Origin of the sequence: Yoonia vestfoldensis DSM 16212 (assembly GCF_000382265.1) — a bacterium.
Lineage (GTDB): Bacteria > Pseudomonadota > Alphaproteobacteria > Rhodobacterales > Rhodobacteraceae > Yoonia > Yoonia vestfoldensis.
Genome location: NZ_KB907978.1, coordinates 79784 through 93252, shown reverse-complemented (window position 1 = coordinate 93252; position 13469 = coordinate 79784). Strand labels below are relative to the sequence as shown.

The following is a 13469-nucleotide window of genomic DNA, read 5'->3' as shown; positions in this document are numbered from 1 at the left end:
CAATGCGCTATATCTCGACACGTGGCACGGCCCCCGTGCTGACATTCGAACAGGCGATGCTGACGGGGCTTGCGCGTGACGGAGGCCTTTATCTGCCCGAGGATATCCCGACGCTGACCCATGCCCAGATCGCGGCGATGGCGGGCAAATCCTATGAGGAGGTGGCCTTCGACGTGATGCGCCCCTTCATCGGCGACACCTTCACCGATGCGCAGTTCCGCGACCTGATCGCGCGCGCCTATGCGGGTTTCGGCCATGCCGCCCGTGCGCCGCTCGTGCAGGTGGACAGCAATCATTACCTGCTGGAGCTGTTCCACGGGCCGACGCTGGCGTTCAAGGATTTCGCCATGCAGTTGATCGGCCAGATGTTTCAGGCCGCCCTGTCCCGTTCGGGCGAGCGTGTGACGATCGTGGGTGCCACATCCGGCGATACCGGATCGGCGGCGATCGAGGCGTTCCGCGGGCTGAAGGCGGTCGATGTGTTCATCCTCTACCCGCACGGCCGCGTGTCCGAAGTGCAGCGCCGCCAGATGACCACGCCGGTCGAGGCGAATGTGCATGCGCTGGCCGTGGCTGGCGATTTCGACGATTGTCAGGCGCTGGTGAAGGATATGTTCAACGACTTTGCCTTCCGCGATGACGTGCGGCTGGCGGGGGTCAATTCGATCAACTGGGGCCGCGTGTTGGCGCAGGTGGTCTATTACTTCACCGCCGCCGTCAGCCTTGGCGCGCCGCACCGCCTGATCAGTTTCACCGTGCCGACAGGCAATTTCGGCGATATTTTTGCAGGTTTCATCGCCAAACAGATGGGCCTGCCAATCGCCGATCTGGTGGTGGCCACCAACCGCAACGACATCCTGCACCGGACGTTGCAGACGGGGGCCTATACCAAGGAAGGTGTGACGCCCACGATCAGCCCGTCGATGGATATTCAGGTCAGCTCAAACTTCGAACGCGCGCTGTTCTATGCCTACGGGCAGGATGGGGCCGCGGTGGCCAGCCAGATGGAAGACCTCAAATCCGGCGGATTTACCATTTCGCAGGGCGCCTATGACATGCTGACCGCGACCCTCAAATCGGGCCGCGCGTCAGAGGAAGAGACCAGCGCCACGATCAAGACCTACCTCGCGCAGCACGGCGAGCTGCTTTGCCCGCACACGGCCGTCGGCGCACATGTGGCGCAGGCGCATCTGGGCAGCGTGCCGATGGTGACGCTCGCCACCGCCCACCCCGCCAAATTCCCCGACGCGGTCAAGGCGGCCTCTGGCATCTCCGCTCCGCTGCCCGCGCGCATGGCGGACTTGTACGACCGCCCCGAACGGGTCACACCTGTTGCAGCCGACCTGTCGGCGCTGCAAGCCGTCATCAAGGAACGAATCATATCTTGACCATCCAGCAACACACCCTGTCCAACGGATTGCGCATCGTCACCGAACAGATGCCCGGCCTCAAATCCACCAGCATCGGCATCTGGGTGCTGGCGGGCGGGCGGCACGAACGGATCGAACAGAACGGCATCGCGCATTTTCTGGAACATATGGCCTTCAAAGGCACGAAGACGCGCACCGCGCTGCAAATCGCCGAACAGATCGAGGATGTGGGCGGCTATATCAACGCCTATACCAGCCGCGAGATGACAGCCTATTACGCCCGCGTGCTGGAAGACGACGTGGCCCTTGGCCTTGATATCATCGCCGATATCCTGCTGAATCCGCTGTTCGAGGAAGCCGAGATCGAGGTCGAACGCGGCGTGATCCTGCAAGAAATCGGTCAGACTTTGGACACGCCCGATGACATCATCTTCGACTGGTTGCAGGAAGAAGCATACCCTGACCAACCCCTTGGCCGGTCCATTCTGGGCGAGGCCGCGCGCGTCAGCACCTTTGCCAAAGGCGATCTGGACCGGTTTGTCGGTGAACATTACGGACCGAACCAGATGATCCTCGCCGCTGCCGGTGCCGTCGATCACGACGCCATCGTCCGGCAGGCCGAGGCGCTTTTCGGCCATCTGCCACGGGTCGAGCGTGCGCCGGGCCTGTTGCAGCCCGCAAAATTCATCGGCGGCGAACGGCGCGCGACCAAGGCGCTGGAACAGGTGCATTTCGCGTTGGCCCTCGAAGGGCCGACCTACCGCGACCCCGCGATTTATACCGCCCAGATCTATGCGACCGCCTTGGGCGGCGGCATGTCCTCGCGTCTGTTTCAGGAAATCCGCGAAAATCGCGGGCTCTGCTATACGATCTTTGCGCAGGCGGGGGCCTATGAGGACACCGGCATGACGACGATCTATGCCGGCACCAGCGCCGAACAGATCGCCGAACTTGCGCATCTGACAATCGACGAGATGAAACGCGCCGCCGACGACATGTCCGCGGCCGAGGTCGCCCGCGCCCGCGCGCAGATGAAGGCCGGTCTGCTGATGGGGCTGGAAAGCCCGTCCAACCGCGCCGAACGTCTGGCGCGGCTGTTGTCGATCTGGGACCGGATTCCGGGGATCGAGGAAACCATCGCCCATATCGACGATGTGACCACAGGCGATGTCAAAGCCTTTGCCGCGCAGATGGCGGGACAGGCGGGGTCGGCCATGGCGCTTTACGGTCCGGCCGATCAGGCCCCGACGCTGGCGGCGCTGAAAGCACGGCTTGCCGCATAATGCTGGGCATCAAGCGCAAGGTCCGGATCGAAACCGAACGGCTGACCCTGCGCGCGCCCATGCACACGGATTTTCGCCCATGGGCGGCGCTGCGGCAAGCCAGCGCCGAATTTCTGGTGCCGTGGGAACCCAGCTGGGCCGCTGACCATCTGTCGCGCAAGGGTTTCACCAACCGTGTCTATTGGGCGCAACGGTCGATTGCCCAAGGCTCGGCCTTGCCCCTGTTCCTGATCCGCCGGTCCGATGATGCGCTTTTAGGGGCAATTACGTTGGACCATATCAAACGTGGCCCTGCGCAATCGGGGATCACCGGCTATTGGATCGGCGCGCCTTTCGCGCGGCAAGGGTACATGCGCGAGGCCGTGCAGGCCGTCGTGCATCACGCCTTCACCGCGCTGGACCTGAGCCGGATCGAGGCAGGGTGCCTGCCGGAAAACACCCCGTCACGGCGGTTGTTGGAACAATGCGGCTACAAATACGAAGGTGTCGCGCAAAGCTATTTGCAGATCAACGGGCGCTGGCGCAACCATGTGCTGTACGCCAACCTGCGCCATGACCGGCGCGGCAAGACGGATGTGGGCTAGATGCTGAATGCGGTGACACCCGCTTTTGAAGAACAGCTGCGCGGCCTGTTGGACGCGGCGGCCTTCAAGGCTGACACTGCCCCCTATTTCACCGAACCGCGCGGGCGCTGGCAGGGGCAGGGGCTGGTCGTGGCGCCTGCCGATACTGCCGCCGTTGCGGCTGTGGTGGCCGCCTGCGCCGAGGCGCGCGTGGGAATCGTGCCCTATAGCGGCGGCACCGGACTTGTCGGCGGGCAGGTCATGGCGGATGGTCCGGCCCCGGTCGTTCTGTCGCTGGAGCGGCTCAACAAGATCCGTGCGGTCTATCCGTCCGAAAACGTGCTGGTCTGCGAGGCGGGCGTGATCCTCGCTCATGTGCAACAAGCCGCCGAGGATGTGGATCGCTTGTTCCCGCTCTCTCTCGCCTCAGAAGGATCGGCGCGGATCGGCGGGTTGCTGGCGACCAATGCAGGTGGCGTCAATGTGCTGCGCTACGGCAATGCGCGCGCGCTCTGTCTGGGGCTGGAGGTTGTGCGCCCGGACGGGACGATCTGGCATGGCCTGACACGGCTGCGCAAGGACAACACGGGCTATGATCTGCGCAACCTGATGATCGGGGCGGAAGGCACGCTGGGGATCATCACCGCCGCCGCCCTGCGGCTGGTGCCGCGCCCTGTGCATATGGGCGCGGCCCTGTTGGCGGTGCCATCGCCGCAGGCCGCACTGGACCTGCTGGCACTTGCAGGCGCGCAGATCGGCGACGGCCTGTCGGCGTTCGAGCTGATGCACCGCCAAGGGTGCGACTTTCTGGCCGAAGTCGGACCCGATGTGCGCCAAACGTTCGCCGAGCTTCCCGAATGGAGCGTGCTGATCGACCTTGGCCTGCCCGCCAGCGGTGATCCGGATGCCGCGCTCGAACAGCTGTTTGCAGATGCGTTTGACGCAGGGCTCGCCCTTGACGGGGTGATCGCGCAATCGGCGGCGCAGCGGCAGGCGCTGTGGGACATCCGCGAAAACATCCCCGAGGCGAACCGCCGGATCGGGTCGATCGCGTCACATGACATCGCCTTGCCGCTGAGCGCCGTGCCGGAGTTCATCGCAAAAGCCGAGGTCGCGCTGCGGGCCTTGGGGGATATGCGCATCAACTGCTTTGGCCATCTGGGCGATGGCAACCTGCATTACAACATCTTTCCCGCCAAGGGGCGGACGCGCCGCGACTATGATACGCTGCGCCCCGCCGTGCAAAGGACGGTCCATGACCTGATCGTGGCACTGGAAGGATCGGTCAGCGCCGAACACGGAATCGGGCGGGCCAAGGTCGGTGATCTGCAACGCTATGGCGATCCGGCGAAGCTTGCGATGCTGCGTGCGATCAAGGATGCGCTGGACCCCCAAGGCATCATGAACCCCGGCGTGATCCTGCCAGCGGGTTAGGGCCGGTGGGGCCGCGCCTCCGGCGGGAGTATTTTTGGAAAAAAGAAGTCGCAAGACGTGCGCCCGACCCCGCCGCCCGCTACAGGCTGACCGTTCTGGGGTCCGGGATCGGGCGACTTCTCATTTCACGGTCATCGGCTCTCCAGCCTGTACCGTGAAAGCGGTCTACCGGATCTTCCTTAACAACTTCTTATTTCCCCAAATACTCCCCGCGCGGAGCGCATCAAAGTCCTTCGAATGCGCAAAGACTATGCACCTGCATCCCCAGTTTTTCGAGCCTCGCCGCGCCACCCAAAGCGGGTAGGTCGATGACAAAGGCGCAGCCGATGACCTGCGCGCCCAGCCGTTCGACCAGACGGATGCCCGCCTCGGCGGTGCCGCCTGTCGCCAGCAGGTCATCGACCAGCAGGACCTTGTCGCCCGGTTGCAGCGCGTCGTCGTGCAACTCCATCACCGCCTCCCCATATTCGAGTTGATAGGCCTGTTCGATCGTCTTGCCGGGCAATTTGCCTTTCTTGCGGATCGGCACGAAGCCGACCGACAGCTGATGCGCGATGGCGCCACCAAGGATGAAACCGCGCGCCTCCAGGCCTACGACCTTGTCGATGGGCATGCCAGCATAGGGGTGCAACAGCTGGTCGATCGCCATGCGAAAGCCGCGCGCATCGCTGAACAGGGTCGTGACATCGCGGAACATGATCCCTTCATGCGGGAAATCGGCGATGGTGCGGATATAGTCGCGGACGGTTTTCATCTGGTTTCTTTCGCAAAGACACGGGCGGTGATCGCATCGAGCCGCGCCATCAGCACAGGGTCACGTTTGTGGGGCGCGGTCATGATCGCATGTTCCAGCGCGCGGTCGCAGCCATCCGGGCAGGGCACGCGATCGGACCCGAGCAGGGCGGGCAGGCGCGCGATCAGGTCGCGCGCTTTGGTGCCGTTGCCTTGCAGGGTCGCGATGATCGCGGTGATGTCAACCGCGCCGTGGTCGGGATGCCAGCTGTCGTAATCGGTGATCATCGCGACGGAGGCATAGCAGATCTCCGCCTCGCGGGCGAGTTTCGCCTCGGGCATGTTGGTCATGCCGATCACGTCGCAGCCCCAGCTGCGGTAAAGCCTGCTTTCCGCGACCGACGAGAATTGCGGGCCTTCCATCGCCAGATACGTGCCGCCGCGATGCACTGTGATGCCCGCAGCCTCGGCCGCCACAGCACAAGCCTCCGACAGGCGCGGGCAGGTCGGGTGGGCAAGGCTCACATGGGCCACGCAACCCGTGCCGAAGAAGGATTTTTCGCGCGCGAAGGTCCGGTCGATGAACTGGTCCACGATCACGAAATCGCCCGGTGCCATCTCTTCGCGGAACGATCCGCAGGCGCTGACGCTGATGATGTCGGTCACGCCCAGCCGTTTCAGCGCGTCGATATTGGCGCGGTAGGGCACGGTGGTGGGCGAATGCACATGGCCGCGTCCGTGACGGGGCAGGAAGGCCATCCTGACGCCGCCCAGCCGCCCTGTCAGCACTGCGTCCGACGGCGCGCCCCAAGGGCTGTCGATGGTGATCCATGCGGCGTCCTGCAATCCGTCCATGTCATAGATACCGGACCCGCCGATGATACCCAGATACGTTTCTGTCATGTCTTCTCTCCCGGACGGGTCAGGCTGAACACCTCGCGCACCGCAGTATAATCGCGGTATCCAAGGCGTGACAGCGGATGAAAGGTCGTCACATCGAAAATCCCGTTTACAAGGCAATTGTCGCGGATATGTACGCCAATGACCTCGCCGAACACGGCGAAATTGGCGGCACCGGGCAGGGTGACGATCTGCGTCAGCTTGCATTCCAGCGTCGCGGGCGCACCCGCCACGCGCGCGCAGGGAATCGTTTCGCATTCCGCTTTTGTGATGCCTGCCAGCGCGAATTCATCCGTTGCGCGGTCCCACGGGCCGGAGGTCTGATTCATCGCGTCGCGCATCGCGTATTCCACGATATTGACGGCGAACACCCCCGTTTCGCGGATGTTGGCGACGCTGTCCTTGGTGCCGTCACGGTCGGGTTTGGCGCTAGTCGAGGCGAACATCACCTGTGGCGGCTCGTAGGCGACGGCGTTGAAAAACGAATAGGGGGCAAGGTTGTCCTGACCGTCCGACCCGCGCGTGGCGATCCAGCCGATGGGGCGCGGGCTGACGATCGCGTTGAACGGGTTATGCGGCAGATTATGGCCGTCTTTTGGGGCGTAAAACATTGCTCAAGACCTTTTCCTGCGATCAGCCAAGGGGTAGCGTGACCGAACAGCCTTGGCCAGATGAAAGACGCATGCAAATACCCTCCATCACTCTGGCCATCGAGACTGCCGCCGATTACTGGGAGGTCGAAGCGCTTTACGATCTTTGCTTTTCGCCGGGCCGCACGGCGCTGTCGTCCTACCGTCTGCGTGAGGACGTGCGGCCCGTCGCGGACCTGTGCTGGACGGCGCGCGATCCCGACAATGTGCTGGCAGGCGTGATCCGCTGCTGGCCTTGTTATGTGGACGATCTGCCTGTTGTCCTGCTTGGCCCGGTCGCCGTCCACCCGACGCGGCAGGGCGAAGGGATCGCCGGGCTGTTGATCTACCGTGTGACGCAGGTGGCCCGCAAGTCGGGCTGGTCGCGCATCCTCTTGGTGGGCGATCTGCCGTATTACAGCCGCTTCGGGTTTCGCCATTTGCCGGATGTCGTGATGCCGCCGCCGACGAACCCCGAACGGGTGCTGGGGCTATCGCTGCTGCATGACGCATGGGCTGGCGTCAGCGGCATCGTGCGCAAGGCGGACGATTGCATTTCGCCGCGATGACCCCATTTTAGGGCAATGACATACAAAACCGTCGCCCGTGATGCTATCCCCGTGCCGGTGCCTGCACCGCTTGATGATGATGCGCGTGCGCGCATCACCGCCTTGGCTTTGCGTCAGCGCAAGGCGAATGGCGTGTTGATGAAGGCGATCAATTTCGTCGGTGGTCAGGTCGAGGATGGTTTGAAAATACTTCCCAAGCCGCTGCGTGACCAGTTGAACGAGGTGACCCGCAACGCCCTGCGTCGCAGCTATGATATTGCCGCGCGGTCCCGTGGTGGCATGGGCCGGCGCTTTGGGTCGGACCAGAGCCACCGGATCATCGGCACGGTGTCGGGTGCCATCGGCGGCTTTGGCGGGCTGCCCACCGCGCTGGCGGAACTGCCCGTCGCCACCACGCTGATCTTTCGCGCGGTGCTGCATGTCGCCGCCGAATATGGTGAGGACCCGACATCGGATGAAACGCGCATGGAATGTCTGGCCGTGTTCGGGTCAGGCGGGCCGGGCAGTGCCGATGATGGTGTCGACACGGCCTTTATCGGCGCGCGGCTCAGCTTGTCGGGGGCTGCCGTCAACACGCTGATCAGCCGTGTCGCGCCGAAATTCGCGGCTGTGCTGTCGCAGAAACTGGCATCCCAGACCGTGCCTGTGCTGGGGGCCGTGGCGGGGGCGGGGACTAATTACGCTTTTGTCGATTACTATGTCGCCCTTGCGCATGTGCATTTCGGGCTGCGGCAACTGGTGCGCGACCATGGCGATGTGGCGGTGCTGGATGAATTCCACCGCCAGCTTGCCGCGCAGCGCCTGCCTCAGACCTGATAGACCAGCCAGTCGGACACGGCACGGCGCACGGATTGATCGCCGTTCGCGATCGCGGCATCCATCACGGCCTTGACCTCGTTCAGATCGACGCGGCGCAGCAGGTGCTTGACCGGACCGACCGAGGCCGGGCGCATCGACAGCGTGCGCAGGCCGAGGGCGGCGAAACACAAGGCTTCGACCGGACGGCCCGCATCCTCGCCGCAGAACGACAAAGGCGTGCCCGCCGCATCGCAGCGTTTGATGACATGTTCGAGGAACGACAGGAAACTGACGTCGAGCGTGTCGTAGCGCCGCCGGACCAGTTCATTCTCGCGGTCCGCGGCAAAGAAAAACTGTTTCAGATCGTTGCCGCCGATGCTGATGAAATCGGCCTCTTCAAAGAATACATCGGGCGCAAAGGCCAGCGACGGCGTTTCCAGCATCGCGCCCACCTCGATCTCGGACGGGATCGGATGGCCCAACCGGACCTCGCGGTCGAGCGCCTTGTCCATCTCGGCCTTGGCGGCGCGGAATTCGGCCAGTTGCGTGATGAAGGGGAACATCACCGTCAAAGGCCGCCCCGCCGCCCCGCGCAGCAGCGCCTGCAACTGCATCCGCAGCACGCCCGGTTTGTCGAGGCCGACGCGGATCGCACGCCAGCCCATCGCGGGGTTGGGTTCGTCGTTGGCCTTCATGTAGGGAAGAACCTTGTCCGACCCGATATCAAGCGTGCGGAACGCCACCCGCCGCCCGCCTGCCGCATTCAGCACACGGTCATAAAGCGCGGACAATTCGCCCCGTTGGGGCATCTGGTTGCGGATCAGGAATTGCAATTCGGTGCGGAAAAGGCCCACACCTTCGGCACCGGACCCCGCCAGCGACGGCAGGTCCGCGATCAGCCCCGCGTTCATCTGCAATGAGATCACCGATCCGCAACGGGCTTGCGCCGGCAGGTCGCGGATCGAGGCATAGCGTTCCTGCGCGCGCGCCTGCATCTCGATCTTGTCGCGGAATGCGGCCTGCACGGTCTCGTCGGGCCGCAGATGCGCAATGCCCTGATCGCCATCGACCAGAATGGTGTCGCCGTTCAGCGCCTCGCGCGTGACACCCTTGGCGTTGATCACCAGGGGGATCGCCCAGGCGCGGGCGACGATGGTCGCGTGGCTGCCGACGCTGCCTTCTTCGAGCACGATGCCGCGCAGTTTCTTGCCGTATTCCAGCAATTCGCCGGGCCCGATATTGCGCGCGACAAGGATCGGATCGTCGGGCATGTCGCTGCGGTCCTCGCCCTGGCCCGTCAGGATGCGCAGGAGGCGGTTGGACAGGTCATCAAGATCGTGCAGCCGTTCGCGCAGGTATGGATCGGGCGAGCGGGACAACCGCGCGCGCGCGAGCGATTGTTCCTTTTCGACGGCGGCCTCGGCGGACAGCCCGCTTTGCACGTCGTCCTGCATCCGGCGCATCCAGCTGCTGGAATTTGCGAACATGCGGTACGCTTCCAGCACCTGCAACTGTTCGGGGTCGACCGAGCGCGCCCCGATCATCATGTTGTCGACCGATTTGCGCAGCGTTTCGACCGCCTCGTTCAGGCGGCTCTTTTCCTTTTCGGGATCGTCCGAAATAGGGTTGGTCACGACCACGCGGGGTTCATGAAGATAGACGCGACCTGCGCTGGTGCCTTCCTGCGCGATGGACCCGCGCAACAGCACGGGTTTTTGGTGCAGGGCGGACAAGGCCGCCCCTTCGCCGACGAACGCGCCAAGCTCGGTCATCTCGGCGATGACCATGGCCACGATTTCAAGGGCGTAAACCTCGTCGGGGGTCATCACCCGTTCGGTCTTGGTTTGTACCACCAGCACGCCCAGCACGTCGCCCAATCGCTGGATCGGCACGCCACAGAACGACGAATAGCGTTCTTCGCCCGTTTCAGGCATGTAGCGGAACCCTTTTTCGGCGGGCGCATTGGCGGTGTTGACGATGTTGCCGGTCTTGGCTGCGCGCCCGACCAGACCTTCGCCAAGGCGCATCCGGGTCTGGTGAACAGATTCCTGTTCAAGCCCTTGCGTCGCGCAGAGTTCAAGCGTCTCGGAATCGCGGAACAGGTAGATCGAACACACCTCGGCCTGCATCGACGACGCGATCAGGTCCACGACACGGTTCAGCCGTGCCTGCCCTTCGCTGTCACTGGCGAGGGCCTCGCGCAGGCGACCCAGAAGCTTGCGGCTTTCGCTTTCCAACCGTTCCGGCATTGGTCCCCCGATGTCAGCGGACCGATCCCAGAGGATCAGCCCGCCTTGTCCAATTCGAACGCATCATGCAGGGCCTGCACGGCAAGTTCCATGTATTTCCTGTCGATCAGCACAGAAATCTTGATCTCGGAGGTTGTAATGACCTTGATGTTGATCCCCTCTGCCGAGAGAACCTTGAACATCTTGGCGGCAACCCCTGTGTGGCTGCGCATCCCGATGCCAACGACGCTGACTTTGGCGACCCCTTCATCTGCGACCAGATCGTGAAAGTTGATGGCACCGGATGCCTTGGCATCCTGCATCGCCTTTTCGGCGCGCAGCACCTGATCCTTGGGGCAGGAAAAGGTCATGTCAGTGCGGCCTTCCTCGGAAATGTTCTGCACGATCATATCGACGTTCACACCCGCATCCGACAAGGGGCCAAAGATCGCCGCCGCGATGCCGGGGCGGTCGGCGACCGAGATCAGGGTCATTTTCGCCTCGTCGCGGGAATAGGCGACACCGGCCACAACATTGGATTCCATGATTTCCTCCTCATCGCAGACCAGCGTTCCGGCGCTGTCCGATGGTTCCTCGAATGATGACAGCACCCGCAGGCGCACCTTGTAGCGCATCGCCAGTTCGACCGAACGGGTCTGCAGGACCTTGGCCCCCAGTGACGCCAGTTCCAGCATTTCCTCGAAGGCGATTTTATCCAGCTTGCGCGCCTTGGACGTGATCCGGGGGTCAGTGGTATAGACCCCGTCCACGTCGGTATAGATATCACAGCGTTCCGCACCGAATGCGGCGGCAAAGGCCACAGCCGTGGTATCCGACCCGCCACGCCCCAGCGTCGTGATCCGGCCCGTCTTGCTGACGCCCTGAAAGCCTGCCACGACCGCAACCTTCATGCCTTCGCCGAATTTGGCGGCGATATTGCTGGTCGGGATATCCTCGATCCGCGCGCTGGCATGGGCGTCGGTTGTCAGAACGGGGACCTGCCAGCCCTGCCAGCTGCGCGCGGGAATATCCATTTCCTGCAACCGCAGCGCCATCAGCCCCGCCGTCACATTCTCGCCCGAGGACACGATCGCATCATATTCGCGCGCATCGTACAGCGGCGATGTCTCGGTCACCCAACCCACGAGTTCATTGGTCTTGCCCGACATGGCCGAGACGATGACGATCACGTCATAGCCATTGGCGACCTCGACGGCGACACGCTTGGCGGCGCGTGCGATCCGGTCGAGATTGGCAACAGACGTGCCCCCAAATTTCATCACAAGCGTCGGCATGGGTCATCCTTGAAAACAAGAGGCGTTGATCCGCGCCCGTTTACTGGGGCGGCAGGCAAAGCGCAAATGCTTAGTAGGGGTGCGCGCGCCCATCCCATGTCTCGAAACAGCCCGATGTCGCAGGGCCAAGGGCGGCAAAGCGCGCTATCAGACCAGCGGCGCTGTCCTCCACACTGATATCGGCCGCAGACCCGCCCATATCGGTGCGCACCCAGCCCGGATGGTAGATGCCGACGCTGATCCCGTCGCGCGCCAGATCGGTCGCCAGATTGCGCCCAAGGTTCAACGCTGCGGCCTTGCTCGCGCGGTAGATATAACTGCCGCCCGGTGCCCGCGTATGTGACGCCATCTGCGAGGAAATGATCGCGATCTTGCCCGCCTTCGCACGGCGCAGATGCGGCAGAAAGGCCTGCACGGTCAGGAAAACGCCGGTGACATTGGTGGCGAACCCGTCCGCCCACATATCTGCCGGATAGCCCTGATCCAGCGACTGGCCCTTGTCGGCATAGACGCCCGCATTGCAGACCAGCAGGTCGATCGCCTGATCGCCCACGGTCGCGGCCAGCGCCATGATCGCCGCCGGATCGGTCACGTCAAGCGGGTGCAGCCCGGCGCTTGCATCCCGTCCCGTGCCGATCACGCCCGCACCTGCGGCGCGATACCCGTCGGCCAAACCCTTGCCGATGCCACGGCTGGCACCTGTAATCAAAACCTGCATCAATTTGCTTTCTTGGCGGGAATGAACGGCAGCGGCAGTACGGGAATCCCGTCTTCGGCCAGCTTGCGCGCCTCGGCAAGGTTCGCCTCGCCATAGATCGGGCGTTCGGGGGCAAGACCGTCATGCATGGCGCGGGCTTCGTTGGCAAAAGATGCGCCGACGTAATCGGCGCTGCTTTCGATCTTTTTGCGCAGGGCCGCAATCGGGTTCTCGGCGGGTTCGGGTGACGGCGCCGATGCAATTGCAGGTGCCATCACAGATTTGGTCACCACGGTTGACCCACAGGTCGTGCAGGACACCATCTTGGCCGCCACAAGCTTGTCAAAGGCGGCACCCGACTGGAACCAGCTTTCGAACTGGTGGTTCTGGTCACATTTGAGGTGGAAGCGGATCATATTGGCCAGTCATGTGAGGTTTCCACACAGTTAGGCTTTTTGATTGTCGGTGCAAGTCAGCGCAGTCTGGCCGGATCGAAGGTTGCGACGATCTTTTTCAGCGCCGGTTCTTGCAATTTCTTCGCCGCCTTTTCGGGGCTGAACCATTTGCGCTTGCGCTGGTGCTTTTCGGGCCAATCGCTCAGGACATGCTGGACATGGACCGGATAGACCATCGCAACGATGGGCGCGTTCACATTGCCCAAGGGCTTGATATAGCTGTAGATCCCAAGGCAGACATCCAGTGCGTCACCGCGCAGCCCGGCCTCTTCGTAAGCTTCCATCGCGGCGGCGGCGGCAGGGGTCTGTTTATGCATCGGCCAGCCCTTGGGCAGGATCCAGCGACCCCGCGTGCGGCTGGTCACCAGACAGATCTGCACATGGTCGTTCTTGATCCGCCAGCACAGCGCAGCAAACTGCGCGCGCACATCGGTCTTGCGCCCGGTCGCGAATTTCAGCGGAATTTGTTGCGCGGGTAAGTTGGCCATGGTTCCGATCTGAATCCGGGTTACATCC

14 protein-coding genes are annotated in these 13469 nt (G+C 63.2%); 6 read left to right on the top strand and 8 right to left on the bottom strand.

The features are described from left to right. Window positions 1–2: 2 nt before the first annotated feature. The 4 genes from thrC to H147_RS0107500 are packed head-to-tail and all read left to right on the top strand — an operon-like array spanning window position 3 to window position 4650. Window positions 3–1388, top strand: coding sequence for a threonine synthase (thrC, locus tag H147_RS0107515; protein WP_019954741.1), 1386 nt, complete (start codon window positions 3–5; stop codon window positions 1386–1388). Then, the gene (locus tag H147_RS0107510) at window positions 1385–2653 is read left to right on the top strand and encodes a M16 family metallopeptidase (RefSeq protein WP_019954740.1); all 1269 of its coding nucleotides are present in this window, start codon (window positions 1385–1387) and stop codon (window positions 2651–2653) included. The genes thrC and H147_RS0107510 overlap by 4 nt, the downstream gene beginning before the upstream one ends. Then, the gene (locus H147_RS0107505; RefSeq protein WP_019954739.1) at window positions 2653–3237 is read left to right on the top strand and encodes a GNAT family N-acetyltransferase; all 585 of its coding nucleotides are present in this window, start codon (window positions 2653–2655) and stop codon (window positions 3235–3237) included. The genes H147_RS0107510 and H147_RS0107505 overlap by 1 nt, the downstream gene beginning before the upstream one ends. Beyond that, complete coding sequence (locus H147_RS0107500; RefSeq protein WP_019954738.1) at window positions 3238–4650, top strand: FAD-binding oxidoreductase; 1413 nt, start codon at window positions 3238–3240, stop codon at window positions 4648–4650. Window positions 4651–4873: 223 nt separating this feature from the next. Here the strand turns inward: H147_RS0107500 and H147_RS0107495 are convergent, their stop codons facing one another. Genes H147_RS0107495 through H147_RS0107485 form a run of 3 tightly spaced genes read right to left on the bottom strand, consistent with a single transcriptional unit; the run spans window position 4874 to window position 6893 of the window. After that, entirely contained in the window at window positions 4874–5404 is a 531-nt protein-coding gene (locus H147_RS0107495) for an adenine phosphoribosyltransferase (RefSeq protein WP_019954737.1), read from the bottom strand. Further along, on the bottom strand, window positions 5401–6285 hold the full coding sequence (locus H147_RS0107490) for an S-methyl-5'-thioadenosine phosphorylase (protein ID WP_019954736.1): 885 nt from the start codon (window positions 6283–6285) through the stop codon (window positions 5401–5403). The genes H147_RS0107495 and H147_RS0107490 overlap by 4 nt, the downstream gene beginning before the upstream one ends. Next, window positions 6282–6893, bottom strand: a complete 612-nt coding sequence (locus H147_RS0107485) for a flavin reductase family protein (RefSeq protein ID WP_019954735.1) — start codon at window positions 6891–6893, stop codon at window positions 6282–6284. Before H147_RS0107485 ends, H147_RS0107490 begins: the two co-directional genes overlap by 4 nt. Window positions 6894–6964: 71 nt before the next feature. On the opposite strand from H147_RS0107485, the gene H147_RS0107480 reads away from it, so the two are divergent. Beyond that, window positions 6965–7480: a GNAT family N-acetyltransferase gene (locus tag H147_RS0107480; protein ID WP_019954734.1), complete on the top strand. Its 516-nt coding sequence runs from the start codon at window positions 6965–6967 to the stop codon at window positions 7478–7480. Window positions 7481–7495: 15 nt separating this feature from the next. Continuing rightward, window positions 7496–8296, top strand: coding sequence for an EcsC family protein (locus H147_RS0107475; RefSeq protein ID WP_019954733.1), 801 nt, complete (start codon window positions 7496–7498; stop codon window positions 8294–8296). Here H147_RS0107475 and ptsP read toward each other — a convergent pair. The 5 genes from ptsP to H147_RS0107450 all read right to left on the bottom strand — a co-directional run bounded on the left by ptsP (window position 8287) and on the right by H147_RS0107450 (window position 13441). Continuing rightward, the gene (gene ptsP / locus H147_RS0107470; protein ID WP_019954732.1) at window positions 8287–10527 is read right to left on the bottom strand and encodes a phosphoenolpyruvate--protein phosphotransferase; all 2241 of its coding nucleotides are present in this window, start codon (window positions 10525–10527) and stop codon (window positions 8287–8289) included. The two genes, H147_RS0107475 and ptsP, sit on opposite strands and share 10 nt — an antisense overlap. 35 nt (window positions 10528–10562) lie before the next feature. After that, complete coding sequence (locus tag H147_RS0107465) at window positions 10563–11801, bottom strand: aspartate kinase (protein ID WP_019954731.1); 1239 nt, start codon at window positions 11799–11801, stop codon at window positions 10563–10565. Between the two features lie 70 nt (window positions 11802–11871). Then, window positions 11872–12519, bottom strand: a complete 648-nt coding sequence (locus tag H147_RS0107460; protein WP_019954730.1) for an SDR family oxidoreductase — start codon at window positions 12517–12519, stop codon at window positions 11872–11874. After that, window positions 12519–12914, bottom strand: a complete 396-nt coding sequence (locus H147_RS0107455) for a DUF1178 family protein (RefSeq protein ID WP_019954729.1) — start codon at window positions 12912–12914, stop codon at window positions 12519–12521. Before H147_RS0107455 ends, H147_RS0107460 begins: the two co-directional genes overlap by 1 nt. Before the next feature lie 56 nt (window positions 12915–12970). Next, a complete protein-coding gene (locus tag H147_RS0107450) occupies window positions 12971–13441 on the bottom strand; it encodes an NUDIX hydrolase (RefSeq protein WP_019954728.1) in 471 nt (156 codons plus the stop codon). Between the last annotated feature and the right edge of the window lie 28 nt (window positions 13442–13469).